Here is a 26,328-nt window from a genome sequence, read left to right on the forward strand (position 1 = left end):
CATGAGGGATGAGAGGAAAGCATGATCGGCGGAACCGCCTATGGCGTGGCATTGAACGATCGCGCCCACCTAGCAGAGCTGGCCGGGGCGCTGACGCAAGCGCCCTACGGCAAGCCGCCCGTGGCGCCGATTCTCTATGTGAAGCCGCGCAATTGTTTTGCCGCCAACCGATCGGTGGTGACGATACCGGCCGATGTTGCGGAAGTTGCAGTAGGCGCAACTATCGCAATCGAGCGGGCGATGACCGGCGCATCGGTCGCCCGGCTGGCGATCGACCTGTTCGCGCCGCACGCCAGCTTCTATCGCCCGGCGATCGCCGAGCGTTGCCGAGACGGCTTCCTGCCGCTCGGCCCGGCGGTCGCGATGCCTTCCAATCTCGCCACGATCGAGATCATAACCTACATCGGCGGCGTTGAGCGGCATCGGTGGAACCTGTCGCGGCTGGTGCGCGATCCCGTGACGCTCGATCGCGACGTTTCGAGCTTCATGACGCTGATGCCCGGCGATATTCTGCTGTCCGGCATCGCCGGTGACGCCCCCTTCGCGCGCGCGGGTGAGATTATCGAGGTCGCCGCCGAGGGATTTCCAGCGCTCACCGTCGCGCTCATCGCGGAGCAGCAAGCATGAAGCGCATCCGACTGATCCATGCCGGACGCGAGCAATGGGGTGTCGTCACGCCGGACGAGGGCGCGATCACGCTCGCTGATGGAACACATGTCCGCTGGGACGAAATCACGCTGCTGCCACCGGCGACACCTGGCGCGACGATCTTCGCGCTGGGATTGAATTATGCCGATCACTCGGCGGAACTCGGTTTCAAGCCGCCGTCGCTGCCGCTCGTTTTCCTCAAGGGACCGAACGGCTTTGTCGCGCATGGCGGCGTTTCGCCCAAGCCGCGCGACGCTGATCAGATGCACCCGGAGTGCGAACTGGTCGCGGTGATCGGACGGACGGCACAACGGGTCCCCGCGCGCGATGCGCTCGATCATGTCAGCGGCTACACGATCGCCTGCGACTATGCCGTGCGCGAGTTTCTGGAGAATTATTATCGCCCGAACCTGCGCGTGAAGAACCGCGACGCGCTGACCCCGCTCGGCCCGTGGGTGGTGGACGCAGCGGACGTCGGCGATCCGCAGGCGCTGGCCCTCTCCACCACGGTCAACGGGACAAAAGTCCAGTCGGGTTCGACCGCAGACATGGTATTCCCGGTCGCGGAACTGATCGCCTATCTCTCATCCTTCATGACGCTGTCGCCCGGCGACATGATCCTGACCGGCACGCCGCATGGCGTTCATTTCGTCAGCGAAGGCGATGAAGTGGCATGCGAAATCGATCGCATAGGGAGCCTCGTCCATCGCGTGGGGTTGCAACCATGAGCCTCTACCAGTTGCAGAAACTGCTGTTCGAACTGAACCGCGACCAATCCCTGCAAGCCGCCTTCACCAGTGATGCGGCGGCGGTGAGCGACCGTTACGAACTGACCGGGGAAGAACGTGCCGCCATCCTGGAGCCGGACATCGGCCTGCTCTACGTGCTCGGGGTCAACGGACAGATCCTGATGCATTTCGCCGCATTCAGCCAGATCGAATGGTCCGACTATCTCCAGCGGATGCGCGACGGCGTGCGGATACATGGCCCGGTCCGTGCCGGAGTCTATGCGATGACAACCGATATCGATGAGAAAGTGGCTGGAGTATGACACTCGTCTTCAGCGGAATTTGCAGCCACGGTCCCGGAATCACCGGCCGCGCCGACCTCGCTCCGCCTGAGTTGCGCGACCCGTTCTATGCGGCGTTTCGCGAGATGCACACGGCGATCCGCGCGACAGGAGCTGACGTACTGATCGTCATCGCGGCGGAGCATTTCGCCAATTTCTTCATGAACAACATGCCGGCCTATGCGATCGGCGCGGCGGATCATTATGACGGCCCGATCGAGAATCCGGACTGGTTGCGCATCCCGCGCCAGCGCATCCGTGGCGACGCCGACCTGTCGCGCCGCCTGATCGCCGAGGTCCAGCAGACGGTCGACGTCGCTTATGCCGAGGAATGGAAATTCGACCACGGCATCATGGTGCCGCTGCATTTCCTGGATCCCGAAAACGAGCTGACGGTGATCCCCGCCAACATCAATTGCCAAGGGCCGCCCCTCACTCCGTTGCACCGCGCCTACGCCTTCGGGCGTGCGCTGCGCCGTGCCGCCGACAAGGTTCCGCAACGGATCGCGCTGGTCGGGACCGGCGGCATCTCGCACTGGCCAGCGACCCCCGACAGCGGGCGGATCAACGAGGCGTGGGATCGTGACTTTCTCGACCGCTGGTCCTCCGGCGACGAGGCGCGGATGACGGATTACACCGATGCGGAAACCTATGCCGATGGCGGCCAGGGCGGTTATGAAATCCGCACGCTGATCGCCGCCGCAGCCGCCGCCGGCGGCAAGGGGCATATCGATTTCTATCGACCGATCCCGATTTTCAGCACCGGCTGCGTAATCGGCCGGTCGGAGATCGTGTGATGGCACACGCCACCATCGAATGGACCGCCAATTTGGAAGGCGCGTTCGATCTTGGCGGTCTCCTGTCGCTGATCGCGGCGGAGATGCGCGAGCGTTCGAGCGACGTGTTCCCGGTCGGCGGCATCCGGGTGCGTGCGATCCGGCTGACCGACTATGTCATCGCCGACAGCAATTGCGCGGACGATGCCTTCATCAACATCGACGTGAAGATGGGGGTGGGCCGCGATGCTGCGTTCAAGCAGGCATTCTTCAACCAGATGTTCGACGCGGTGAAGGCATTCCTCGGCGATCTGTTCGAACGTCGCTCCCTCGCCCTCTCGCTCTACGTCGAAGAAGCGGAGGGGTGGAAGCACAACACCATCCATCACCGCCTCACTGCACGGAAATGACCTGAACCATGGCTCTCTCCACCGACCAGTTCGAGCAGCTCGCCGACGAACTGCACGAAGCGGAACGCACCCGCACGCAGGTCGCGCAATTCTCGCTGCGCCACCCCGGGATCACGATCGAGGACGCATATGCGGTCCAGCGCGCCTGGACACGGCGCAAGATCGCCGAGGGGCGGAAAGCCATCGGACACAAGATCGGGCTGACCAGCCGCGCGATGCAGCGCTCATCCAATATCGACGAACCCGACTATGGCCTGCTGCTCGACGACATGCTGTTCCCCGACGGGCGCGACATTCCGATCGAGCGCTTCATCGTGCCGCGCGTCGAGGTGGAACTCGCCTTCCGCCTGAAACAACCGCTGCGCGGGCCCGATTGCACGCTGTTCGATGTCCTCGACGCGGTGGACTATATCGTCCCGGCAATCGAGATCATCGACGCGCGGATCGAACAGATCGATCGCGCCTCCGGCACGACGCGCAAGGTGTTCGATACGATTTCGGACAATGCGGCCAATGCCGGGCTGGTGCTTGGCGGGCGGCCGATCCGGCCCGGCGACGTCGATCTGCGCTGGGTTTCGGCGCTGCTCTACCGCAACGGCGTGATCGAGGATTCCGGCGTGGCGGCCGCGGTGCTCGGACATCCGGCGCTCGGCCCCGCCTGGCTCGCCAACAAACTCCACCCCTATGGCGAAACGCTCGAGGCGGGCGAGATCATCCTCGGCGGCAGCTTCACGGCACCAGTGCCGGCGCGCGCGGGCGACACCTTCCATGTCGATTTCGGCCCGCTCGGCGCCATTTCGGTACGCTTCGCATGAGCGCGTTTCGTGAATGGATCGACTCGGCGCCCGGCGCCCGGCTTGGCCTGTGGCAAGCGCTCGCCTCCCCCTACACGGCGGAGATCTGCGCGACCCTTGGCTTCGACTGGCTGCTGTTCGACGGCGAACACGCGCCCAATACCGCGCAGACGCTGCTTGCCCAGCTTCAGGCGACCGCCCCCTACCCCATCCACGCCATCGCGCGGCCGCCCGTGGGCGACGCGGTCAACATCAAGCAATATCTCGACCTCGGTTTCGGCTCCTTGCTGATCCCCATGGTCGAAAGCGCTGAGCAGGCGCGCGCGATCGTCGCCGCCTCGCGCTTCCCGCCAAGGGGAATACGCGGCGTTGCCAGCTCGACCAGCCGCGCCTCGCGCTTCGGCGGGCAGGCCGATTATCTGGCCACGGCGCACGAGCGTGTCGGCATCATCGTCCAGATCGAAAGCGGCGCGGCACTGACGGCGGTCGATGAAATCGCGGCGGTCGACGGCGTCGATGGCCTGTTCATCGGCCCGGCCGATCTCGCCGCATCGCTCGGCCATCTCGGCAACCCGCGGGCACCCGAGGTGCAGGCAGCGATCGATCGCGCCTTTGCCGCGATCAGCGCCGCCGGCAAGCCCGCCGGCATCTTCGCGCTCGATGCGGAGGATGCCCAGGCCCGCGCGGCGCAGGGTTTCGCCTTCATTTCGGTTGGCACCGATATCGGCCTGCTCGCCAACGGCGGGCGGGCGCTGTTGCGGACCTGCCGCGGCTGAACATGACACTGGAGAAAGTGATGACCTTTCAACTGACGATCGGTGGCCGGGAATCGCCGTGCGTCGAAACCTTCGCCGTGATCGATCCGGCGACCGGCCGCGAATTCGCACAATGCCCGCTGGCAACCGTCGAGCATCTCGATCACGCGGTCGCCGCCGCGCGCGCTGCCTTTCCCGCCTGGTCCGCACTGCCGATCGATCAGCGCGCCGCGTTGCTCAACAGTTTCGCCGAGGCGCTGGCGGCTGAATGCGACGATCTCGCCGCACTCCTCTCGCGTGAGCAGGGCAAGCCGGTGCGGTCCGCGGTCGGCGAAATCCAGGGCTCGATCTACTGGATCCGCACCACCGCCGGTTTCCGTCCGCCTGTCGAGCGGATCGATCAGCCGGACGGTGGCCGCATCGAAATCCATCGCCGCCCGCTTGGCGTGGTCGGCTCGATTACGCCGTGGAACTTCCCGGTGATGATCGCGATCTGGCACGTCATCCCCGCGCTGCTGGCCGGGAATACGGTGGTGCTGAAGCCGTCGCCCAATACGCCGCTCGCCACGCTGCGCATGGTGGAGATCGCCAATCGCCATCTGCCGGCCGGCGTATGGAATGTAGTGACCGGCGATGTCGAGATCGGCTCCGGAATCGCCAGGCATCCGGACATCAACAAGGTGGTGTTCACCGGCTCAACCCCCACCGGCCGCGCGATCATGCGCGATGGCGCGGGCAATCTGAAACGGCTGACGCTTGAGCTTGGCGGCAATGACGCCGCGATCGTCCTGCCCGACGCCGATGTCGATACGATCGCGCCACAGATCTTCGCCCATGCGTTTGGCAACAGCGGGCAGATCTGCGCCGCGATCAAACGCGTCTATATCCATGACAGCCTGCACGACGCGCTGGCCGAACGGCTGGCCACATTGGCGGCTGCGGCAAAGGTCGGCCCGGGCGACGATCCCGACACACAATATGGCCCGGTGCAGAACCGGCGCCAGTACGACTATGTCCGTGCCTTGGCGGAGGACGCACGGAAGCAAGGAGGACGCTTCCTCGCCGGTGGCGAACCGCTAGCAGGCGACGGATATTTCTTCCCGCTCTCAGTGGTAGTGGACGTAACCGACGGCAACCGCATCGTTGACGAGGAACAGTTCGGCCCGGTGCTGCCGATCATCCGTTATTCGGATGTGGAGGACGTGCTGGCGCGCGCCAATGCCGGCGAGAATGGCCTGGGCGGATCGGTCTGGTCGGCTGATGTCGGTCGCGCGGCGGCACTAGCGCAACGGCTGGAATGCGGAACGGCCTGGGTGAACCACCATGCCAAGATCTCGCCCGACATTCCGTTCGGCGGCGCCAAGCAATCCGGGATCGGTGTCGAATTCGGCCTGCACGGGCTCGACGAATATCTGCAATTGCAGACCGTCCGGCTCCCCGCCGGCGCATGATTCTCGCCATACGGGCCGCATCATGGACCTGACGCTCTATTTCTTTCCGGGCGCCTGCTCGCGCGTCACGATGACCGCGCTTGAGGCAACCGGCGTCACCTATCGCGACCGACTGGTGAATGTCCGAACGGATGAGCAGAAAACGCCCGACTATCGTCGAGTCAATCCCAAGGGCAAGGTACCGGCGCTGGCGATCGACGGCCGGATCATGACCGAAAACGCCGCGATCCTCGTCTTTCTCGATCGCCAGTTCCCACAGGCCGGATTGCTGCCGCACAGCACCGATCCCGTCACTGATATCGCACCGTTGACCGATCTGCTCTGGTGTTCTTCCACGCTACACCCGGCGATGCGCCAGATTCGTGCACCGGACAAATACACCGCCGGCGATCCGGCCGACGTGATGGCTGACGGGATGCGCAAGTTCGCCGTCGAATGCACGCTCATCGCTGAAGGCGTGGATGGCCGCTGGTGGTATGGAGATCGCTGGTCGATCATCGACGTCTATCTGTTCTGGTTGTGCAACGTAGCGGGAAAGGGCGGCTTTCCGCTGTCGGACTATCCGGCGATCGTCGATCATGCCGCGCGCGTTCGCCGGCTTGCGCCACTCCAGCGGGCGCTGGAACGCGAGCGCGCCGGGGCGAAGCGGCTGGCACTTACCGGCATTCAATACTGAAACCGTAAACGCCGGATCTGCCGCATCAGCGGTTCGGCGCGCATGTTGTATCGCAATACGTTCCAATGTATCGAATTACGATACCAAAAAGCGAGGGCCGAAATGTTTGCCGAATTACCCGACGCGCCGATCGATCCGATCCTGGGCATGGCGCAGGCCTTTGCCAGTGACCCGAGCCCCGACAAGGTCGATCTGGGCATCGGCATCTACAAGGACGAGCACGGCCAGGTGATCGTCCTGCCGACCGTCAAGGCGGCGGAAAGCTGGCTGATCGAGAATCAGGCGACCAAGCGCTACCTTTCCTCCGCCGGGAACCCCGAATATAACGATCGGACACGCGGACTATTGTTCCGTGAAGGCTCCGACGCGCATTCGCGCGCTCGCTCGATCCAGACGGTGGGGGGCACCGGCGCGTTGCGCGTCGCGGCGGACTTCATCCGCAAGTTCGGCACCGGCCAGCGTATCTTCCTGCCCGATCCCACCTGGGCGAACCATCCGGCGATCTTCGGCGTGGTCGGGTTCGAGATCGTCAACTACCCTTATTACGACATCCCGACCGGCACGCTGCGCTTCGACGCGATGATGAGCGCGCTGGCCGATCTGCGCCCCGGGGACACGGTGCTGCTCCACGGCTGCTGCCACAATCCATCCGGCGCTGACCCGAGCGCGGCGCAATGGGCCGAGATCGCCGACCTTATCGCCCGTTCGGGCGCGACGCCGCTGATCGATCTAGCCTATCTCGGCTTCGCTGAGGGTCTGGAGGAAGACCGTCAGGGCCTTGCGATCCTCGCCGAGCGGCTGCCCGAACTGATCGTCGCCAGTTCCTGCTCCAAGAATTTCGCGCTCTATCGCGAGCGCACCGGCGCGCTGACATTGGTCGGCGCCAATGCGCGACAGGCTGATACCGCGCTCGGCAACCTGCTGCCCGTCGTGCGCACCAATTATTCGATGCCGCCCGATCACGGCGCGGCGATCGTCGCTCATATCCTCGGCGATGCTCCACTGCGCGCGGCATGGGAGGAGGAACTGTCGGCGATGCGGAACCGCATCCGCGACATGCGGGCTGAACTGGTAAGGCTGCTGTCGGGCAACAACCGGCGCGACTATTCCTTCCTCGCCAGCCAGCATGGTATGTTCGCGATGCTCGGCATTTCGAGCGACGCGGTGCGCCGGCTGCGCGAGGAATGGCACGTCCACATCAGCGGCTCCAGCCGTGCCAACCTCGCTGGACTGACGCCTGGGAACGTCAGCCATGTCGCGCAGGCGATCTCGGCGGTCAGCTGAAGCGGCTCGCTTCTCCCCCTGTGCGGTGCATGCTATCGCGAGGGGGAGAGTTGCAAACGAGATCGGGTGGGGATGACAGAGAGTTTGGATCTACGGCCAGCTGCGGTCAAAAGCGTTGAAGTCACGGTCCGCATTCTCGACTGCCTGACGGATTCTTTCGGCCCTGTTCGCGTTACCGATCTCGCCCGCGATCTCGGCATGACCAAAACACGTGTGTCACGGCATTTGCAGACGCTCACCCTGTTGGGACTGGTCGACAAGGCACCCCATGGCGGCGGCTATGTTTTCGGCCGCAAGCTGCTCAAATTCGGTCGCGCGGCAATCTACCGCAGCAATATCGTGGAACTCGCACGCCCGTTCCTGCGCGTGTTGCGCGACCGCACGGGACACACCGCGGTGCAGACGCTGCCGGCACGCTCCGGCGCCATGGTGGTGACGGCGGTGCCGAACGAGTTCGAACCGGGCGTCGTCATCCAGCCTGGTACGCTCCTCGAACTGCCGAAATCCCCGGCGGCACGATTGACCGCCTATTTCGAACGTCAGCCGGTCGATTCCGAGCGAGTACGCGTCAATCTCGCCCGCTTCGGCGTCGATTTCGAGGCTGACGCACGCGGCAACGGTCTTGGCGGAATCGCTGCCCCTATTTTCGACAGCGACGGTGGAATAGCCGCGACCATAGGGCTGGTGCTCTCATCGGCGCTGGTCGATCCCGAGCCCGGCGCCGATCTGATCCGCCACGTCTACGAAGTAAGTGCGCTGATTCAGAGGGAATATGCGGAAGGTGCCGTTTCGCCTCTTATGCCCATGGTGGAGGGTACGCGATCGAAATGATCGCGCGCATGGGCATCTCGTTGACCCGGTACATCGCGACCGGGGCGGCTGACCCGCCTCGTTGATTGGGCGACTCAGAACGACATCGTCACACGGGCATAATATTCGCGGCCATTGGTGCCGAGCCCTCCGACTTCCGGGTATTGCAGACTGCCGCCCTGGCTGAGCGCGCGATCGATGATCTTGTCGGGATAGGCATTGCCGAGATTCAGCACGCCAAATGTCATGGCAAAGCCTGGCGCCACCCGGAACGTGCCACTGAGATCAAGCGTGGTGACGGGTGCGAAAACCTGCTCGGCGACCAGTGAGACCGCCTTGAAGCTGCCGAAGCGCACGACATCCGCGTTGAGCGTGAAGGCACCCAGCACCACGCTGCCCGATGCCGTGATCTTGTCCTGGGGCTGCGCCGTCGTCAGAAGATCGAGCGCCATCGTGCCCATTAACGGCAACGCCGGCACAGTCGCATTCCTCGCCAGTTTGTCGACATGGGTTCTGGCTTTGCCATAGCCGACGCCGAGATCGAGCTTCGCATCGCCGACGCGCCCGCCCCACCGGCCCACGATCTCGAAGCCGTTGGTGGTGGTATCGAGTGCGTTGGTGAAGAAGCGCACCTGGCTGGCGTTGGTTATGTTGGCGGCCTTCAGCACCGCGGTGACGGCAGCACCACTCAGCGTGTCGCTGAGCGCGATGCGGTCGGCAATCTCGATATGGAAGGCATCCGCGGTGAGCGTGAAACCGCCACCCGGTGTCAGCACCACGCCGCCACTGAGATTGCGCGACCTCTCGCGGCGCAGCGGCTGAGCGCCGAGCGCCCGGGCGACCGGATCACCGACGGCAAAGGTGCCGATGTTGACGAGCACGCCGCCGCTGGACTGGCTGGAAACGGTACTGAATCCCGTCTGCTGGAGCGAGGGCGCTCGAAAGCCGGTCGAGGCGGTCGCGCGCAAGGCGACGAACGACGCCGGCTTCAGGAAAGCGCTTACCTTGCCCGTCACGGCGCTGCCGAAATCGCTGTAATGTTCGTAGCGGACCGCGCCGCCCAGCGTCAGAATCGATACCGGCTTCATCTCGGCATCGACGAACGCGCTGACCGCATTGCGGCCGAGATGCACCGGACTCGGCGGATTATAGCCCGGAAACCCCTGCGCGCCCGCACCGGTGAAGGATGCCGCCTCGCCCGAGCGGATGTCGTAATGTTCGTGGCGATGCTCGACGCCGACGGCGATGTTGCCACCGGCCAGCAAGGCGAGCTTCGTGCTGACCGTAAAATTGGCGACGTTCTGGAAATAGCTGGAACCGCCGGCGTCGAAGCGTGTCGGGCTGGTCGCCCCGAGCGAGGTGTTGGCGGTGTCCTTCGCGACAAACTGCGCATCGTTATAGCCGACCGTGTCGCTCAGATCCCAGGTGAACCCGCCTGCCCTGCCCCGAATGCCGACGGTGCCACCGGCATCGTCCTGGTTGAGCACGATGTGCGGCACGAACCCATTGGGATAGAGCACCGAGATACCGGGCGCGCGGAACTGCGCGGGGCTGGTCGAGCCACGATGTGAGTAGATCGCATCGGCATAAAGCTCCGCACCGCCAAGATCGTAGCGGCCGTTGAATGCGGTGCTGATATCCAGCGAGTCGGGGTCACCCTGCTCACCGGTGATCCGCCCATAGCGGCTGTCGATCGCAACTCGGTTGGTGGGGGCATGCGAACGCACCTCTGCGGTGAGGTTGAGACTGCCACGCTCGCCAAGCCGCAGCCCCGTATTGACCGTGCCGACATGGAACGCACCATCGCCCGCGCTGGACAGGCCCGACTGGACCGAGACCATCCCGCCGTGATCGGCCGATTTCAGCACGATGTTGATGACCCCGGCGATCGCGTCCGAGCCATATTGCGCCGCGGCCCCGTCGCGCAGCACTTCGATCCGCTCGATCGCGGCGACCGGGATGGTGCCGAGATCGACCGGGACCGAGCCGCGACCGATCACGTTGTTGAAATTGACCACTGACGAACTGTGCCAGCGCTTGCCGTTGACGAGCACCAGCACCTCGTCGGGCGACAGGCCACGCAGCGACGCCGCACGGGTATTGGCGGCGGACGGGCCGGTGGCGCTGCGCGGATAGTTGAACGACGGCGCGATGAACTGAAGCGCGCGCGGCAGATCGGTCAGTCCGCGCCGGGTGAGATCCGCGCCGCTATAGACGTCGACCGGCGCGGGCGAAGTTTCGGGTGACCGGCCGCTGACACGGGTCCCGACGATAACGATATCGTCGGGCGTACCGGTGCCGTCGCTGGTCTGCTGGGCGGCGGCGGGACTGGCGGCTGCAATACCGGCGCAAATGAACATTGGCAGCGAACGCATCGATCGACCCCTTCAAAACTTGTGGGGCGGGCCATAGCGAGGGTGCGGCGCGACGAATAACGCACAGCTTCGCAGCCATGTTGTGCGTTACGCAACGCCCGCCGCGAGCGCCCGGCGAAGCGGCCGCATCGCCGCCAGCGCGCACAGCATCGAGACCAGCGACGCGATCGGCAGCGTGATCGCCAGCGCCACGCCGAGCCGCGCCTCGTCGCGCAGCACCGTATCGGTGACGAAGGCGACCAGCGTCGGCCCGAGGCCGAGCCCGATAAGATTGACGACCAGCACTGCGACTGCATGTTGCATGCCCCGCAGACGCGGCGGGGTGAGCAACTGGAGCGTCGCCGGCCCCGATCCGATCACCACCGTCAGGAAATAGACCGCAGGCACCAGCAGCGCGAGGCTCCAGCCCGCGCTCGGCATCAGCGGCGCGGCGAGCACGAACGGAACGGCCAGCGCCCCCGCTCCCGCCATCACACGCAGACGCCCGTCCTCGCGGCCGGCGCGGACCAGCCAGTCGCCGATGAGCCCGGCACTGAACGTGCCCGCCGAGCCCGCCAGCATCGTCACCAGCCCGAGCCGTCCGCCGATCTCAGCCGCCGTCATGCCGAAGCTGCGGTGGAAGAAGGTCGGTGCCCAGGCCGAAAGGCCGTATGTCGCGATCGCGGCGGTCGCCACCGCGAGATTGACGAGCGCGACCGGCGCGGCGCGCGCCTTGAACCAGCGCAGCACCTCGGCAAGCGGCGGCGCGGATGTGGTATCGCCGCTCCGCGCAGGCTCCCTGAGCAGCGCCACCAATAGTGCGATGACGAGGCCGGGCAGCCCGAGCAGCAGGAAGACCATCTGCCATCCCCGTACCGCGCCCAGCAACGGCAGCACCGCGCTGTCCGGCAAATGCCGGATCGCCAACGCCCCGAGTACCAGCGCCAGCCCCGAGCCGAGATGCGGCCCGAGACTGTAAAAACCGATGGCGATCCCCTGTCGGCGCGGCGGGAAATAATCGCCGATCAGCGAATAGGCGGAGGGCGTCATCGCCGCTTCGCCGATGCCGACGCCCATGCGCGCGAGCAGCAACTGGAAATAGCCGCCCGCCAGCCCGCACGCGGCGGTGGCGAGACTCCAAACCGCCACCGCCCCGCCCAGGATGCGCGTCCGCACGCCGAGATCGACCAGTCGCCCGACCGGCAGGCCGCTGATCGACAACACCAGCGCGAAGGACAAGCCCTGCAAGAGGCTGATCTGGAGATCGCTCAGGTGCAGATCGTGCTTGATTGGCTCGACCAGCAGGTTGAGCAACTGACGATCGACGAACGCCAGCACATAGGCGAGGATCAGGACGGCGAGCGCGAACCAGGCATATTTGCCGGATCGCGTGGATGCGGTCGTCATTGTCCGCCCAGCGCGCGCAACGCCGCCGCCTGATCGGGATAAACGTGCACATGATCGATCAGATCGTGTTCGACCAGCCCGGCAGGGTGAACCAGCGTGAAATGGTGCGCGTCGGGTTGCAGTGTCAGTAGCAGCATCGCGGTTTCCTTGTCGCCGATCCGTTCCTGCGCGGCGTCGGGCAGGACGAACGCTGTCGAGGGCACCCAGACATGCTCTGTCCCGTCGATATGAAGCTTGCGCGACTGATGCGTATGCCCCGATGCGACGAAGCGCAGATCGATCGCCGCCAGCCGGCGCAACAAGGTGTCGCGCGCCTCTACGGGCACGTAGCGGTGATGGCGGCTGGTGTCCGAGGGGCCGTCGCGGAACAACGGCTTGTGCAGGAACAGGCCGACCGGCCCGGTGATCGCGGGCAACAACGCGTCGAGCCACCTCTCCTGCTCAGCTTCAGCCGCGTCGCACCGCCCCAGCAATTGCGCGTTCAGGCCGATCAGCGTCCAGCCTTGGGCCTGCTCCGCCCAATAGCCCCAGCCGAATACCGCCTCGTAGCGATCGAGCCGCTGCGGGCTGACCAATGTCTTGGCGGTCTCGCCCGGATTGTCGCCGATATCGTGATTGCCGGGAATCAGGCGAAGCTCGCTCGGCCACTCGTCGAGTTGGGCCGCCGCATGAACGAGTTCGTCCGGCCGAACCGCACCATCGGCGGTGATGTCGCCGAGATGAATGGTGAGATCGATCGCGTGGCCGGATACCCATTGCCGCGCAGCCCGGAGATTGGCGTCGAAGGCCGGCTCGAGAGGGGTGAGATGGGTGTCGGAGATGAGCGCGATCTGCATCGCGCGTCCTTGCCGGAGCAATCCCCCCCGCCCAATCACAAGCGGTGCAACGGCCCTTGCGCGCCACGCAACGCCATGAGTCCCGGAACTTGCACAAATCGGCGCTAGCGTGCCCGACTGACACCCGGAGACCCCTCATGCGCCGCCAAGCCCCGCCGCTCGATGCCACCGAGGCGTTTCTCGCTGCGGCGCGCGCACCATCGTTTCGTGCCGCGGCGGACCAGATTGCGCTCAGCCCCTCGGCCTTTTCGCGGCGTATCCAATTGCTGGAGAATTTCGTGGGCAGCGCGCTATTCGATCGCTCCGGCCCAACCGTGCAGCTCACCGAGGCGGGCGCGCGCTATTTCGCGGAGGTAGCCCCGGCGATGGATGCGATCCGCCGCGCGACCGCGGGCCTGCGCGAACAGACGACGAGCCGGGTGCTCCGCATCATCACGTCGCATTCGTTGGCGGTCGGCTGGTTGATCCCGCGCATGCCGGCCTTGCAGGAGGAGCACGATATCGAGCTCGATCTGTCGATCAGCCGCGATCCGCAGGCGCTGACCTCAGGCAGCGCCGACGTCGCGATCTGGGGCGGGCGCGCCGCCGAATGCGGCTTCGCCCGCGACCGGCTGGTCGATTTGAGCGCCGTTCTCGTTTCCGGCGCGCGAATGGCAAATGGACGCGAGCCACCGCGCTCGATCGCCGAATTGAAGGGACACCGGCTGCTCGCCGCAAAGACGCCCGAACATAGCTGGCACCGTTGGTTCGATACGATGGGGCTCGATGCCCGATGCGCCGATTCGGTGATGTCGTTCGATACTGTCCATCTGGTCTATGAGGCGGCGGCGAGCGGCCTTGGCATGGCGCTCGCCATCCCGCTGCTGTCGGACCGCTTCATCAAGGAGCAGCGGTTGGTGCCGCTGCCCGGCCCGGCAATGCCGCTCGATCTCGATTACAGCATCTATTACGCAACGCCCGACGTGGCGCGCCGCCCACTGGTCCGCAGCTTCGTACGCTGGCTCGAACGGGAAGTTTCGGGGTCGCTGGCCGAATTCCGCGCGTGGAGCGCGCCGCTTGCACGCCACGCCGCATAATCTCACACGGTACCGACACCCGGCATAGGATCGCCGAGATGCTGGTGCGGTCAGCCCGAAGAGCGCCTTCTGCTGGGACCTGACGTCCACCACCACCATATTCTATGACCGGCTCTGGTAGACTGCCGTCCGACAGTTTTCAGGCGCGGCGGGATCTAGGCTCCGGACCAAATAATCCACCGGGTCCCATCTGAAAAGTGCGACCATGCACGCGCGCTCAGCCTCGCTCGATTCCGCCGGCTCCATCGAGATCCGGCTCGGCGGCGCGCGTCTCGCCGGACCGATGCAGCATGGCGCCCGCCGGGTCAGCACGATTGCCGGCGGCTGGTTCAAGGGACGCGATTTCTCCGGCACTGTCCTGCCCGGCGGGTCGGATTGGCAACTCATCCGCGCGGACGGCGTGCCCGAGATCGAAGCGCGCTTCCTGGTCGAGTTGGACGGCGGCGGCTTTCTCTCGGTTCTCAACCGGGGCTATCGCCATGGCCCCGAGGCGATCATGCGCAAGCTGGACGTGGACGAGAGCGTCGATCCCGCCGACTATTACTTCGGCTCGACCCTGACGATCGAGGTCGGCCCCGGTCCGCTCAGCTGAATGGCGCACACCCGGCTCGTCGCCACTGGCGCGCGCGAGGGCGACCGGGTACGGCTCGCCGTCTTCGCGGTGACCCGCTGAAATCAACGACGGGAAGCCAGCCATCACGGCCTTATTCCCAAACGGCGCACGCCGCTCACCCTGTTGCCCGCCGCTGGAGCAGCGCCAGGACGGCGGTGGACGCGGCAAGGGCAAAGGTGAGAGTCAACGGCGCGATGGCGCCATAGGTGTCCACGGCATAGCCGCCGACAACCGCGCCGATCGTTATCGCGACCTGGAATGAAACGACCATCAGGCTACCCGATGCTTCCAGTGCGTCAGGCGCGGCGCGGGACAGGTTGGTTGGCAGCACCACCGGCGCCATACCGAACGCGAAGCCCCACAGCGCGACGAAGGCGAAGGCGACCGCGACATGTCCGCCCGCCAGCACCAGGGCGAGCGCCGCCAGTCCCATCAGTACGCTGGTGGACACCAGGGCCATACGGATATTTGCGTCGGCCATGCGGCCACCGGCCACATTCCCGGCCACGGCGGCAATGCCGAACCCAAGCAGCGCAAGGGCAATGGGCACCGTCGGCAGAAGGGTCACCTGTTCGAGGAAGGGCCGGACATAGACGGAGCCAGCAAAATGCCCCGTCATCAGGAGAAGAATGGAGAGCATGCCGAGTTGAATGCCACGCCGCCGCGTCAGCCGCAGCACATCGGCGAGACTGTTGCTGGTGGTTGCCGGCAGGCTCGGCAGGCTCAGCGCCTGTAACAACATGGCAAGCGCGGCCAGTCCCGCGGTCATCGTCATGGCGCTGCGCCACCCCAGCCAGTCGCTGATCAACGCGCCCATCGCCGGCGCCGCGATGGTGGCAAGCGAGACGCCGAGGGTGACGATCGCCATGCCCCGGCCGATCGAATTGACGCCCGCCACCCGTGCCACGACCGCGACCGAAAGCGCCCAGAAGCCGCTCAAGGCGATGCCCAGTCCGGCCCGGCCCAGCAAGAGCAGCCAGAAATCGGTCGCCACTGCCGCAAGGATATTGGAACCGATCGCCAGTGCGCTGAGGCCCACCAGCACTGTCTTGCGGTTCAATCGGCCGATCAGCACATTGCTGAACAGCGCGGTCACCGCGCCGACCGACGCGGTGGCTGTGACGACCTGCCCCGCAACGCCCTGGCTGACGCCGAGATCGCGCGCCATGGGTGTCAACAGGCCGGCCGGCAGGAATTCGGCCGACACCAACGCGAAGCTTGCCGCCGCCATCGACAAGATCGCAAACCATGTCGTTGTGTCCCATGCCTCCTCGACCGGGCCGTCACCTTCTGTCGCGACATCGTCGAATGGCAGGGCTACCGTGTCCAACATGAAGAATCTCCTGAATTGGAGCTCTCCATAGGCGGGTCATTCCGGATGATCTGTATCCTATGATCCGAATTCCATAGCTATTCGTCCAGAATTTGTGCGCCGCACAACGCCTGGCGAGACACGCGTAACGCGCTTGAACGCACGCGCGAACGACGCTTCCGACTGATATCCCAGCCGGGCGGCGACGGCGGCGACCGACATACTGCCCTGGCCCAGCCATTCCCGCGCAAGCTGCATGCGCAGGCGTGTGAGATAGTGCGCCGCCCCTTCGCCAAGGACCACACTGAAGCGCTCGGCGAAGACCGAGCGCGATTGGCCGGCCAGCGCGGCCAAGCTTTCGAGAGTCCAGCCATGGCCGGGGTCGCGGTGCATCGCCGCCAGGACGCGGCCGAGATGGGGGTCGCGGATCGCGGCGAGCCACCCAATGGTCGAACTGCCGGTACAATCGACCCAGCAGCGGATGAGCCGCGCGGTCAGCAAATCGGCCATGCGCGACAGGATCGTCGCGCTCCCCATGCGCGGTTGCGACGCTTCCGCGGTCATCGCTTCCAGCAAGGGGCCGATAATCGGATCATTGGCGGCCACGTCACAGCCCTTGATGAGCGGCGGCATCAGGTTGATCAGGGGGTGAAGCGCATAGGCATCCAGGACCATGGAGCCACAGAAAAGGGTACTGGTCGCACCGGTTCCTTCCCGCACGACCTCGCAGACATTGCCGCCCAACCCGACCACCTGGCAATCCTTGAGGCAGTCGTTCACAACATGCGGGGAACTGGCCAGCCGGTGCGCGATGCCTTGCGGCAGCAATACCAGGTCGCCGTCATGCAATTGCTGCCAGCCCTGTGCTTCGGTGTGGATGAAGCACGGCCCCTTGCTGACGAAGTGAAAGCGCAGCAGGTCCTGATGCGGGAAGCCGATACTCCAGGGGTGCCTGAGTTCGCAGCGGCCATAGTTGACGCCGCTCAGGCGAAAGTCCTGCAGGACCTGGCTGAGCGCATCCATCACGAGTGGCAGCGGCGCGGGCCTGGACGAAAGGTCAAGCATTACGTGAATTTAGGTGCGGAACGTCCGCATGGCAATGGCGATGGAACGCTTCACGGCAACGATATCCCGACACGCCGGAACTTCACGACGCCGCCGGCATATCGCAGCGCGACAGGGCCCTCGGCGTGCGCGGCATCACGTTCTACCGCCCGCCCGCCTTGGGCACCGGGGAGACCTTGGCGAGTTCGACAATGGCGCCGGTGCCGTAGCCGGGATCGGGGCGGGTGTCGAAGATATTGACCTCATAAACGCTCCCGGGATTGATCCGGTCGCGGTCCGAGCAGCGGATGAAAATCCCCGAATTGGCGTCGTGGCTGACCCAAAACTCGGCGCGCAGGCCGAAATCGCGGTAGCTCGCCGAAGATACCAGAGCGCTGAAGTCGCCCTTGTTCGCGCAGATCACAAGCTCGCGCATATGCGGGCGTCGATAACGATGTCTTCTACGGGGACAACACGATAATGCTGCTGGCTGACGCGAAGAAGATGGTCGAGGAGATCGTCAGGGCGCTGGGCTGATAGATTCGAACCCGGCAGAATCTGAATTTGACGCGCCGTCCCCTGCCCATCGGGCGTGATGTGGTCGCACTGCATCACTGCCTCTCGCCGCGGTTAGGCTTCCAGCTCCGCCACGATCTGGCGCAGGCTCCTGACAGACTGCGCGCTCCCACAGGTGAAGCGGATCGATTGCGTCCGCCTATCGGCTGGCCCAGGCGCCGAACGCCATGGTCTTCTGCTTGCCGTCGAAATGATAGCTCCAGCGCGACAGCTTGCCGCCGCCGGGCATGACGAGCAGGAAAAGCCGGTTGCTGTCGGTGAGCTTGTAGGATTTGGGTCGGGGCCTGGCTGCGCGGACCTTTGCGCCAGTGAGCAATGGTCGCCTCCTGAAAATGTACCACGATTTCCGGCCGGCGGTACCACAATGATGTGCCCGAATTTGACGAAACGGGCTTGGACGTGGACGAACGGCCGCGACCGAGTTGCTCAGCTAAACATCGGTTTTCAGGAGGAAAAAGTCGATATCGGTGGCCCGATACGGCTCCCTGTGGAGGGCCCCATGGCGGAGAGGGTGGGATTCGAACCCACGGTACCCTTGCGGGCACAACGGTTTTCGAGACCGTCCCAATCGACCACTCTGGCACCTCTCCGCAGAGGTCTTTGCAAGCAACCCCCTGCCCGTGAAAGCGAGGGTGCCGGTCGAAGAGCGCGCGCCTCTAACGCAAAGCTAAACGTCGCACAAGCACCGGTTCGCGGCCAATCTGCTTGTGCGGCGCAAAAGAGTCCTTAGATTGACGTCATGCCTCGTGCCCATATCCCTGCTCACCCCTTCGATGCGACGATTCCCCTGCCGCCGGTCTCCCATGCGCGCTTCGCGATCGGTGATGTGGTGCGCCACCGCATGTTCGATTTCCGCGGCGTCATCTTCGACGTCGATCCGATCTTCGCCAATAGCGCGGAGTGGTATGAGGCGATCCCGGAGAATATCCGCCCGCGCAAGGACCAGCCCTTCTACCACCTGCTCGCCGAGAATATGGAATCGAGCTACGTCGCCTATGTCAGCCAGCAGAACCTGATCGCCGACGATACGGACGAACCGATCGATCATCCGGCGATCTCCGATCTGTTCACCGATTTCGCCGACGGGCGGTATCAGTTGCGACGCGAGCACAAGCACTGAGCCTGTGCCGGACCGCGGCCGGTCGGTTGGCTGGCGGCCTACACGAAACCTGATCTCACGGCAGTCTCCCGGAAGGCCGCGGTGGATGAGCCCCTTCCATCTCGAGGGACAGGACATCACTTACCCAGGCTGACGGCCATCACGACGATACCGTCCGTGCTGCGCTACGTTCCGGCAGCGGTGTCCTGGTACGGCGAGAAGCTTGGGTTCGAGGTTGATTTCTCCAGGGTAACCCGGCCTGTTATGGCTACGAGTCGCGCGATGGCCAGTGCTCGCACCCGCGATTCGTGGAAAGCCCGAATTTCGCCGAGCTCACGGCAGACTACAAAGGCGTTGACGTTGCACGAAAGCTCGTCAAACCCACATCCGCTATCCTGGCGGGAACGCGATCTCCTTCGTCCAGTATCGCGCGCTCGCAATCGCCCAATCGCCCCCGCGATGACACCGCGAGCGTGGACACCACGACCGAAAGCGCCGAATACTGGCCTGGTTCGGCTCCTTCCGTCACCGGGAAGGGCAATTCGGCGTTGACAGAATCGCCTGTCTCCCTTAGCTGCCCCCCTTCTCCCGCCGGGCATGCCTGCGCGGGCACATGCATTTGGAAAGTGATTGAGGCCATGTTCGCAGTGGTGCGCACGGGCGGCAAGCAGTATCGCGTTGCCGCTGGAGACAAGATCGTCGTCGAGAAGCTCGATGGTGAAGCAGGAGCGTCGATCACGCTCGCTGACGTTCTGCTGGCGGGCGAAGGCTCGGATCTGCAGTCGGTCGAGGGTCTGACGGTTTCGGCCGAGATCATCGCCCAGGCGAAGGCCGACAAGGTCATCATCTTCAAGAAGAAGCGCCGCCACAATTATCGCCGCAAGAACGGCCATCGCCAGCAGCACACGATCCTGAAGATCACCGCGATCGGTACTCAGGAGAAGAAGGCCAAGGCGAAGAAGGCCGACGCAGCCCCCGCGACTGCCGAGGCTGAAGCCCCGGCCGCCCAGGCGTAAGGAGTAGTTTAGATGGCACATAAGAAAGCAGGCGGCTCCTCGCGCAACGGTCGTGATTCGGCCGGCCGTCGTCTTGGCGTGAAGAAGTTTGGCGGCGAAACCGTCGTTCCGGGCAACATCCTGGTGCGTCAGCGCGGCACGAAATTCTATCCGGGCACCAATGTCGGCATGGGCAAGGACCATACCCTGTTCGCCCTCGTGGACGGCCGCGTGTCGTTCAAGGAAGGCAAGCTCGGCCGTAAATTCTGCTCGGTAGAGATTATGGCGGCCGCGGCCGAATAAAACGGGTAACCGGTCGGGTTGCCCACTTGGGCGACCCGGGTTTTCGCAAGAGAACCGAAAAAGGGAGACGGGTCGCCCCGGCTCCCTTTTTTCATGCTCCCTCCCCACCCATTGTCGCCTTCCCGTCATCCCGGCGTGCGAGCGGCAATGCGACCGACGAGGAGAGTAATATGTTCGCTCGGACTGCAAGATTGACGCTGCGCCCCGGCTGGCCGGAAGATGCGCAGGCGCTGACTCACGCGATCGCCCATGAGGAGGTCGTGACGAAGCTGTCGCGCGCGCCCTGGCCCTATACGGTGGACGATGCCGAGGAATTCCTGGCAAGCCCGCGCGAGGCGCACGACGCGCGATTCCTTATCCTCAGCCATGAGGCAGACTATCCGCGGATCGTCGGTTCCGTCGCGGTCTGGTTCCAGGAAGACGCCTATGAACTGGGTTATTGGCTGACGCCGTCGGCCTGGGGCCGCGGCTATGCGACAGAGGCCGGGCGCGCCGTGCTCCAGATGGCACGCCACGCGCTTGGCGTGAAGCATGTCCGTGCCGGGCATTTCGTTGACAATCCGGCTTCGGGCCGGGTGCTGACCAAGCTCGGCTTCCGCCCGACCGGAGCCGTCGTGCCCCGCCACTCCCGCGCACGCGACGCCGAGGTGCCCTGCGCCGTGTTCGAGCTCGACCTCGACGAGGACCGAATGTGCGATGTGAAGATGGCTGCCTGAACAGAACCCTCTCCCCTGCGGGGAGAGGGGGAAACCGTGTCGCTGCGCCGGCTTTAGCCGCGAAAACGATTTCTTCGCATCAAATCCCATCGAACAGGAGGATTATCAAAACCCGCTGATCCGTCGCACGACCTTTGGACAGGTCACGGATTCTCGAGAGATAAAAAAGGGGTTCCAGAAATGAAGACGCGATCCGCCCTGGCATTTGCCGTATCCAGCCTTGTGCTCGCTCATGCCTCGATGGCAGCAGCGCAGGAAGCCCCGCAAGCCACCCCGGTCGCCGCATCCGACGAGGATCAGGGCGATATCGTCGTCACCGGCACCCGCACGGCCGGCCGCTCGCGTTTCGACAGCGCCTCGCCGATCGACGTGCTGAGCAACGCCACGCTGCAGCGCCAGGGCACGACCGAACTCGGTGCAGCACTCTCGGCCGTGGTGCCATCCATCGACTTCCCGCGCTCGTCAGCCGTGGACGGCACCGACTCGATCCGCCCCGCCACGCTACGCGGCCTCTCGCCGGACCAGACGCTGGTGCTGATCAACGGCGTCCGCGCGCATACCTCCGCGCTGCTCAACACCAACGGATCAGTCGGACGCGGATCGGCGGCAGTCGATCTCAACACCATCCCGTCAGTCGCGCTTGAGCGGATCGAGGTGCTGCGCGACGGCGCGGCGGCACAATATGGTTCCGACGCCATCGCCGGCGTGGTCAACCTGCGTCTGCGCGAAGCCCGCAGCGGTGGCGGCGCGACGGTCACTTATGGCCAGTACATCACCGACGTGGTGACCGCCCGCGGCCAGCGCAACGAACATGACGGTGAGACCGTCACCGTCTCCGGCTGGCAGGGCATGGCCCTGGGACCGAAAGGTTTCCTGACGCTGTCCGCCGAATATCTGAAGCGCAATCCCACCAGCCGCGGCGATTTCGATCCGCGCAAGACGCCGATCCGGGTTCGCTCGCGTTTCGGCGACCCGGAGGTGAAGCAGTATAGCGTCTATGCCAATGCCGGTTACGGCCTGGGCGACAGCGGCTGGGAGCTTTACGGCTTTGCCGGCTATCAGCACCGCGACAGCACCAGCGCGGCCACGCCGCGCATCGCCGGCGGTACCGGCAGCAACGCCAATGCCAGCGCTGACGCACTTGCCAGCCTCTATCCCGACGGCTTCACCCCGCTGATCAACGTCAAGTCCGAGGATGTGACGCTCACCGAAGGCCTGCGTGGCGAAATATCCGGCTGGAAGGTCGACCTGAACCTCTCCTACGGCCGCAACAAGCTGACACTTTACACGCGCAATTCCGGCAACGCGACGTACGGCGCGAACTCGGCACGGGACTTCTATGACGGCAGCCTGGTCTACGACCAGATCGTCAGCGGCCTCGACATCTCCAAGGAACTGCCGCTGGGCGATGGTACGATCAACATCGCCGGAGGTGCGGAAGTTCGCCGCGAAAGTTTCCAGATCGGGGCCGGCGAGCCGGCATCCTATGACCGCAACCCGAGCCTGCGGCCTCCGGCACCGCCCACGCTTGGCTCGGGTGCGCAAGGCTTCCCAGGTTTCCAGCCGTCGAACCGCGTTAACGTCCACCGTTCGAACGTCTCCGGCTATCTCGATATCGAGGCCAAGCCAGTCGAAGCGCTCACGTTGGGCGCGGCAGTCCGGGGCGAAAGCTATTCGGATTTCGGCGAGACGGTGACCGGCAAGCTCAGCGCACGGTATGAATTCGCGCCCTGGATCGCGCTCCGCGGTACTGCCTCCACCGGCTTCCGCGCCCCCTCGTTGCAACAGCAATATTTCACCTCGACCGCATCGGTCCTGACCAACGGCACGATCGTCGAAACCGGTCTGTTCCCGTCGGTCAGCGCCGTCGGCACCGCGCTGGGCGGCAAGCCGCTGCGGCCGGAAAAGGCCACCAACCTCTCGGCCGGCATCGTGCTGCGCTCGGGCGGATTCGACCTCTCGGTCGACGCCTATCGAATCAAGGTGCGCGATCAGATCGCCCTGTCGGAGAATCTCAGCGGCACCGTTGTCGCCGCCTTGTTGCAGCCCTATGGCGTGACGGCTGGACGCTTCTTTCTCAACGGCATCCGCTCGACGACCAAGGGCATCGACGTGGTCGCGCATTATCGGAAAGCGACCGAGAGCATCGGGACCTTCGATTTCACGGTCGCCGGCAATTTCAACGACATCAAGGTGACTCAGGCCCCCGGCCCGGCGACGATCACGGCCGTGGTCAACGGGGCCCCGACCAGCGCGGTGCTACCGATCTTCAGCCGGCAACGGATCATCTCGTTCGAACAGGGCACGCCGCGCACCAAGGTCGTCGGCACGGTCGACTGGTCGCTCGGCAATCTCGGCGTGACGGGGCGCGGTTCCTATTATGGCGACGTCACCCAGCCGGGCAGCACTGGCTTCGCGGAGGAGGACATCCACACCGGCCGCCACACGATCTTCGACCTGGAGGTTCGCTATCAGGTGATCCGGAACGTCAACCTTGCGGTGGGCGCGAACAATCTGTTCGACACCTATCCGGATTATGTGCGGGTCCTGTCGTCACGCAACCAGCAACTCAACAGCACGGGCCTGGTCGGATTCCCCTATTACTCGCCGTTCGGCTTCAACGGCCGTTACCTCTACGCCCGGCTCGGCGTGACCTGGTAACTATGGATGAAAGGAGGGCCGGTTCGCCGGCCCTCCCCTTCACGCCGCAACAGCCTCGCGCGGCAGCACGGCCGCCTCATATTCGCTCTCGTACATGCCGATCAGCGTGCGGTCGTCGTGATTCCACGGATGGAAACTCGGCCGGAAGAAAGCGAGCCACTGTCCCACGATCTTGCGTGCCATGCCGGGCCGTCCGAACGCATACCAGAACATCTTCGCCCAGACCTTCGGCCCGGTCAGCCCGTCCTGCCGCAACAGATCGAGCATACCGGCGATACGGCCGCTTGTGAAATTGGCGGTGACGCGCAGCATCACCAGCGCCTTCACCTTGAAGCGTTGCCATTCGGTCCAGTTCCTGGTCGCATGCAGCCAGGTGTCATAGGCGACGCCCTTGTGCTCGATCTCCTCCGCCGCGTGCCAGCGCCACAGATTGGCGAACTCCTCCTCGCCCCCCGCTAGGTGGCGCGGATTGGCGAGCAGTTCGTGTGCGATGATCGCGGTGAAATGCTCAAGCACCATCGTCGCGGTCAGGTTGGCGATCGGCGGCCGCCCCTTGGTGAGGTCGAGCCCCTTCTGAACCCGCGTCTCGAGCCGGGTGATGTCATAGCCCTGGTCGACGACGTGCCGGTTGAACGCCACATGCTCGCGCGTGTGCATCACCTCCTGCTTGATGAACGCCTGGATCTCGCCGGCGAGCTTGGGCGGGGTATCGTCGCGAAAGGCGCGGACGCTCTCGACGAAAAAGGCCTCGCCCCTCGGGAAAGTCACTGAAAGCGCGTTATAGAACGCCGTGGCATAGGGGTCGTTGTTGAGCCACCAACGCCCCATCGCGGTGTCGCGACCGAACCGGCGATCGCGCGGCGTGATGGTCAGGTCGCGGGGAGTGGTTGCTTTCGCCACAAAAACCTCCGAACAGGGTGGGAACCGGATCACTTACAAGACTGTCAATAGGCCTTACTTACACTCGTGTCAATAATTCGCAAACGCCTTAGCCCGGAAGAATCACGCGAGGCCGCGATCGAGGCGGCGCGGGCGCTGCTGGTCGAGGAAGGTCCCCAGGCAGTCACGCTCAAGGCCGTGGCCGCGCGGATCGGGCGTACCCATGCCAATCTGCTGCATCACTTCGGTTCCGCCGCCGACCTTCAGCGCGCGCTGATCAAGCATCTGGCCGACAAGATCACCGCCCAGATCGGCGCCGCGGCGAAGCGTGCCCGCGAAACTGATCAGAACCCGCGCGAAGTGGTCGACATGACCTTCGACGCCTTTGCCCGCGGCGCCGGCGCGATGGCATCGTGGATGATCCTGACGGGCAACCAGGATGCGCTCGACCCGATCCTCGAGGCGATCCACAATCTCGTCGAGGAATTGTCGGAGGGGCACAGGCATGACGGCCCGTCGATCCATGAGGAAACGCTGCAACTCGTGCTGACCGCGCTTGGCGACGCCCTGCTCGGCGGGCCGATGGCCAAGGCGCTCGGCCTGCCGCGGGAGAAGGCGCGCGAGCTTGCCGTCAACGCGCTGATGGCCTCGCACAGGGGCGCGGACGCCTGATGTCAGCTCAAGCTGGATAAAATTGCGATTTCCGCTAGAGAGCGGCCATGCATTTTCTTGACCAAGCAAAGATCTTCGTCCGCTCGGGCGCGGGCGGCCCCGGCGCCGTCGCCTTCCGGCGCGAGAAGTTCATCGAATATGGCGGCCCGAACGGCGGCAATGGCGGCAAGGGCGGCGACATCATCTTCGAGGCGGTGGCCGGTCTCAATACGCTGATCGACTTCCGCTACACCCAGCATTTCCGCGCACCGCGCGGCCATGGTGGCTCGGGCTCGAACATGACGGGCGCGGGCGGCGATGATCTGGTGATCAAGGTTCCCGTCGGGACCCAGGTCCTGTCCGAGGACAAGGAGGAGGTGCTCGCCGACTTCACCGTGGCGGGGCAGCGCGAGGTGTTCCTGCGCGGCGGCGATGGCGGACGCGGCAATGCCAGCTACAAGACCTCGACCAATCGCACCCCGCGCCAGCACGGCACTGGCTGGCCCTCGGAAGAGGCATGGGTCTGGCTGCGACTGAAGCTGCTCGCCGATGCCGGGCTGGTCGGCCTCCCCAACGCCGGCAAGTCGACCTTCATCAACGCCGTCACCAACGCCAAGGCGAAGGTCGGCGACTATCCCTTCACCACCGTACGCCCCCAGCTCGGCGTGGTCAGCCGTCACAACCGCGAGTTCGTCGTGGCCGATATCCCCGGCCTGATCGAAGGTGCGGCCGACGGCGCCGGCATCGGCGATCGTTTCCTCGGCCATATCGAGCGGTGCAAGGTACTGCTCCATCTGGTCGACGCGACCGAGGAGGATCCGGTCGGCAACTATCGCATCGTGCGCGGTGAACTCGAGGCCTATGGCGCCGGCCTGATCGACAAGCCCCAGGTGATCGGCCTCAACAAGGTCGACGCGATCGAGCCCGATGCCGCCAAGAAGCTGATCACTAAGCTCAAGCGCGCCAGTAAGGCTGATGTGCTCCCCATGTCGGGCGCCGGCGGCGACGGCCTCGAAGCGGTGCTCGACCGGTTGCTTGAAGTGATCGGCCCGGCCGCAACGGCGCCGGTGCGGGACGACGGGAAGGAAGATCCGATCGAATGGTCACCACTGTGAAGCATATCCGCGCGATCA

General features: G+C 64.8%; 28 protein-coding genes, 1 tRNA gene and 1 pseudogene. 21 read left to right on the top strand and 9 right to left on the bottom strand.

The window, feature by feature from the left end; translation table 11 throughout:
* Window positions 1-21 precede the first annotated feature (21 nt).
* From NDN01_RS11635 to NDN01_RS11685, 11 genes are all read left to right on the top strand, one after another.
* Window positions 22-627, top strand: coding sequence for a fumarylacetoacetate hydrolase family protein (locus NDN01_RS11635; RefSeq protein ID WP_272627548.1), 606 nt, complete (start codon window positions 22-24; stop codon window positions 625-627).
* Window positions 624-1,376 carry a fumarylacetoacetate hydrolase family protein gene (locus NDN01_RS11640; RefSeq protein WP_272627551.1) on the top strand — a complete coding sequence of 251 codons (753 nt, stop codon included), beginning with the start codon at window positions 624-626 and terminating at the stop codon, window positions 1,374-1,376. Before NDN01_RS11635 ends, NDN01_RS11640 begins: the two co-directional genes overlap by 4 nt.
* Entirely contained in the window at window positions 1,373-1,699 is a 327-nt protein-coding gene (locus tag NDN01_RS11645) for an aromatic ring-opening dioxygenase subunit LigA (RefSeq protein ID WP_272627553.1), read from the top strand. The genes NDN01_RS11640 and NDN01_RS11645 overlap by 4 nt, the downstream gene beginning before the upstream one ends.
* Entirely contained in the window at window positions 1,696-2,514 is an 819-nt protein-coding gene (locus NDN01_RS11650; RefSeq protein ID WP_272627555.1) for an extradiol ring-cleavage dioxygenase, read from the top strand. The genes NDN01_RS11645 and NDN01_RS11650 overlap by 4 nt, the downstream gene beginning before the upstream one ends.
* A complete protein-coding gene (locus NDN01_RS11655; RefSeq protein ID WP_272627558.1) occupies window positions 2,514-2,903 on the top strand; it encodes a 5-carboxymethyl-2-hydroxymuconate isomerase in 390 nt (129 codons plus the stop codon). Before NDN01_RS11650 ends, NDN01_RS11655 begins: the two co-directional genes overlap by 1 nt.
* An 8-nt stretch (window positions 2,904-2,911) precedes the next feature.
* Complete coding sequence (hpaH, locus tag NDN01_RS11660) at window positions 2,912-3,718, top strand: 2-oxo-hept-4-ene-1,7-dioate hydratase (protein WP_272627560.1); 807 nt, start codon at window positions 2,912-2,914, stop codon at window positions 3,716-3,718.
* Window positions 3,715-4,473: an HpcH/HpaI aldolase family protein gene (locus NDN01_RS11665; RefSeq protein ID WP_272627561.1), complete on the top strand. Its 759-nt coding sequence runs from the start codon at window positions 3,715-3,717 to the stop codon at window positions 4,471-4,473. Before hpaH ends, NDN01_RS11665 begins: the two co-directional genes overlap by 4 nt.
* 20 nt (window positions 4,474-4,493) lie before the next feature.
* Window positions 4,494-5,903, top strand: coding sequence for an aldehyde dehydrogenase family protein (locus NDN01_RS11670; RefSeq protein WP_272627562.1), 1,410 nt, complete (start codon window positions 4,494-4,496; stop codon window positions 5,901-5,903).
* A 22-nt stretch (window positions 5,904-5,925) separates the two neighbouring features.
* Entirely contained in the window at window positions 5,926-6,579 is a 654-nt protein-coding gene (locus NDN01_RS11675; protein WP_272627563.1) for a glutathione S-transferase family protein, read from the top strand.
* A gap of 102 nt (window positions 6,580-6,681) precedes the next feature.
* Complete coding sequence (locus NDN01_RS11680) at window positions 6,682-7,863, top strand: amino acid aminotransferase (RefSeq protein ID WP_272627565.1); 1,182 nt, start codon at window positions 6,682-6,684, stop codon at window positions 7,861-7,863.
* Window positions 7,864-7,935: 72 nt separating this feature from the next.
* Complete coding sequence (locus NDN01_RS11685; protein WP_272628178.1) at window positions 7,936-8,694, top strand: IclR family transcriptional regulator; 759 nt, start codon at window positions 7,936-7,938, stop codon at window positions 8,692-8,694.
* A gap of 74 nt (window positions 8,695-8,768) precedes the next feature.
* Here NDN01_RS11685 and NDN01_RS11690 read toward each other — a convergent pair whose 3' ends face one another.
* The 3 genes from NDN01_RS11690 to NDN01_RS11700 all read right to left on the bottom strand — a co-directional run bounded on the left by NDN01_RS11690 (window position 8,769) and on the right by NDN01_RS11700 (window position 13,270).
* The gene (locus NDN01_RS11690; protein ID WP_272627566.1) at window positions 8,769-11,048 is read right to left on the bottom strand and encodes a TonB-dependent receptor plug domain-containing protein; all 2,280 of its coding nucleotides are present in this window, start codon (window positions 11,046-11,048) and stop codon (window positions 8,769-8,771) included.
* Between the two features lie 87 nt (window positions 11,049-11,135).
* Entirely contained in the window at window positions 11,136-12,434 is a 1,299-nt protein-coding gene (locus NDN01_RS11695; protein ID WP_272627567.1) for a spinster family MFS transporter, read from the bottom strand.
* On the bottom strand, window positions 12,431-13,270 hold the full coding sequence (locus NDN01_RS11700) for a metallophosphoesterase family protein (protein WP_272627569.1): 840 nt from the start codon (window positions 13,268-13,270) through the stop codon (window positions 12,431-12,433). Before NDN01_RS11700 ends, NDN01_RS11695 begins: the two co-directional genes overlap by 4 nt.
* A gap of 137 nt (window positions 13,271-13,407) precedes the next feature.
* Between NDN01_RS11700 and NDN01_RS11705 the strand changes: the two genes are divergently transcribed.
* Both NDN01_RS11705 and NDN01_RS11710 read left to right on the top strand, forming a co-directional pair.
* On the top strand, window positions 13,408-14,346 hold the full coding sequence (locus NDN01_RS11705; protein ID WP_272627571.1) for a LysR substrate-binding domain-containing protein: 939 nt from the start codon (window positions 13,408-13,410) through the stop codon (window positions 14,344-14,346).
* 205 nt (window positions 14,347-14,551) lie between these two features.
* Window positions 14,552-14,938 (top strand): DUF3237 family protein, encoded by a 387-nt coding sequence (locus NDN01_RS11710; RefSeq protein WP_272627573.1) that lies wholly within the window; start codon window positions 14,552-14,554, stop codon window positions 14,936-14,938.
* Window positions 14,939-15,074: 136 nt separating this feature from the next.
* Here the strand turns inward: NDN01_RS11710 and NDN01_RS11715 are convergent, their stop codons facing one another.
* From NDN01_RS11715 to NDN01_RS11725, 3 genes are all read right to left on the bottom strand, one after another.
* On the bottom strand, window positions 15,075-16,292 hold the full coding sequence (locus NDN01_RS11715) for an MFS transporter (protein WP_272627575.1): 1,218 nt from the start codon (window positions 16,290-16,292) through the stop codon (window positions 15,075-15,077).
* A gap of 57 nt (window positions 16,293-16,349) precedes the next feature.
* Entirely contained in the window at window positions 16,350-17,336 is a 987-nt protein-coding gene (locus NDN01_RS11720; RefSeq protein WP_272627576.1) for an AraC family transcriptional regulator, read from the bottom strand.
* Window positions 17,337-17,478: 142 nt separating this feature from the next.
* Window positions 17,479-17,751: a family 16 glycoside hydrolase gene (locus tag NDN01_RS11725; RefSeq protein ID WP_272627577.1), complete on the bottom strand. Its 273-nt coding sequence runs from the start codon at window positions 17,749-17,751 to the stop codon at window positions 17,479-17,481.
* Here NDN01_RS11725 and NDN01_RS11730 point away from each other — a divergent pair.
* Window positions 17,751-17,852, top strand: a pseudogene (locus NDN01_RS11730) (NAD(P)(+) transhydrogenase (Re/Si-specific) subunit beta); the annotation flags it as partial. The gene NDN01_RS11725 and the pseudogene NDN01_RS11730 sit on opposite strands and share 1 nt — an antisense overlap.
* A 178-nt stretch (window positions 17,853-18,030) precedes the next feature.
* Here NDN01_RS11730 and NDN01_RS11735 read toward each other — a convergent pair.
* Together NDN01_RS11735 and NDN01_RS11740 are read right to left on the bottom strand one after the other, a co-directional pair.
* On the bottom strand, window positions 18,031-18,207 hold the full coding sequence (locus NDN01_RS11735) for an Arm DNA-binding domain-containing protein (protein ID WP_272627579.1): 177 nt from the start codon (window positions 18,205-18,207) through the stop codon (window positions 18,031-18,033).
* A 184-nt stretch (window positions 18,208-18,391) separates the two neighbouring features.
* Window positions 18,392-18,481 (bottom strand) — tRNA-Ser (locus tag NDN01_RS11740).
* A gap of 149 nt (window positions 18,482-18,630) precedes the next feature.
* Between NDN01_RS11740 and hspQ the strand changes: the two genes are divergently transcribed.
* From hspQ to NDN01_RS11765, 5 genes are all read left to right on the top strand, one after another.
* Window positions 18,631-19,011 (top strand): heat shock protein HspQ, encoded by a 381-nt coding sequence (gene hspQ, locus NDN01_RS11745; protein ID WP_272627605.1) that lies wholly within the window; start codon window positions 18,631-18,633, stop codon window positions 19,009-19,011.
* A 617-nt stretch (window positions 19,012-19,628) separates the two neighbouring features.
* Window positions 19,629-20,006: a 50S ribosomal protein L21 gene (rplU, locus tag NDN01_RS11750; protein ID WP_272628180.1), complete on the top strand. Its 378-nt coding sequence runs from the start codon at window positions 19,629-19,631 to the stop codon at window positions 20,004-20,006.
* Between the two features lie 12 nt (window positions 20,007-20,018).
* Window positions 20,019-20,288, top strand: coding sequence for a 50S ribosomal protein L27 (rpmA, locus tag NDN01_RS11755; protein WP_272627607.1), 270 nt, complete (start codon window positions 20,019-20,021; stop codon window positions 20,286-20,288).
* Window positions 20,289-20,458: 170 nt separating this feature from the next.
* A complete protein-coding gene (locus NDN01_RS11760) occupies window positions 20,459-21,004 on the top strand; it encodes a GNAT family N-acetyltransferase (protein ID WP_272627608.1) in 546 nt (181 codons plus the stop codon).
* Window positions 21,005-21,184: 180 nt separating this feature from the next.
* Entirely contained in the window at window positions 21,185-23,665 is a 2,481-nt protein-coding gene (locus tag NDN01_RS11765) for a TonB-dependent receptor plug domain-containing protein (protein WP_272627609.1), read from the top strand.
* Between the two features lie 39 nt (window positions 23,666-23,704).
* Here the strand turns inward: NDN01_RS11765 and NDN01_RS11770 are convergent, their stop codons facing one another.
* Window positions 23,705-24,565, bottom strand: coding sequence for a metal-dependent hydrolase (locus tag NDN01_RS11770; RefSeq protein ID WP_272627610.1), 861 nt, complete (start codon window positions 24,563-24,565; stop codon window positions 23,705-23,707).
* Between the two features lie 66 nt (window positions 24,566-24,631).
* Here NDN01_RS11770 and NDN01_RS11775 point away from each other — a divergent pair, with 66 nt between their 5' ends.
* Together NDN01_RS11775 and obgE are read left to right on the top strand one after the other, a co-directional pair.
* Complete coding sequence (locus tag NDN01_RS11775; protein ID WP_272627611.1) at window positions 24,632-25,216, top strand: TetR/AcrR family transcriptional regulator; 585 nt, start codon at window positions 24,632-24,634, stop codon at window positions 25,214-25,216.
* A gap of 47 nt (window positions 25,217-25,263) precedes the next feature.
* Window positions 25,264-26,310 carry a GTPase ObgE gene (gene obgE / locus NDN01_RS11780; RefSeq protein WP_272627612.1) on the top strand — a complete coding sequence of 349 codons (1,047 nt, stop codon included), beginning with the start codon at window positions 25,264-25,266 and terminating at the stop codon, window positions 26,308-26,310.
* The last annotated feature ends 18 nt before the right edge of the window (window positions 26,311-26,328 follow it).

This window comes from Sphingomonas sp. QA11, assembly GCF_028473665.1.
GTDB classification, from domain to species: Bacteria; Pseudomonadota; Alphaproteobacteria; order Sphingomonadales; family Sphingomonadaceae; genus Sphingomonas; species Sphingomonas phytovorans.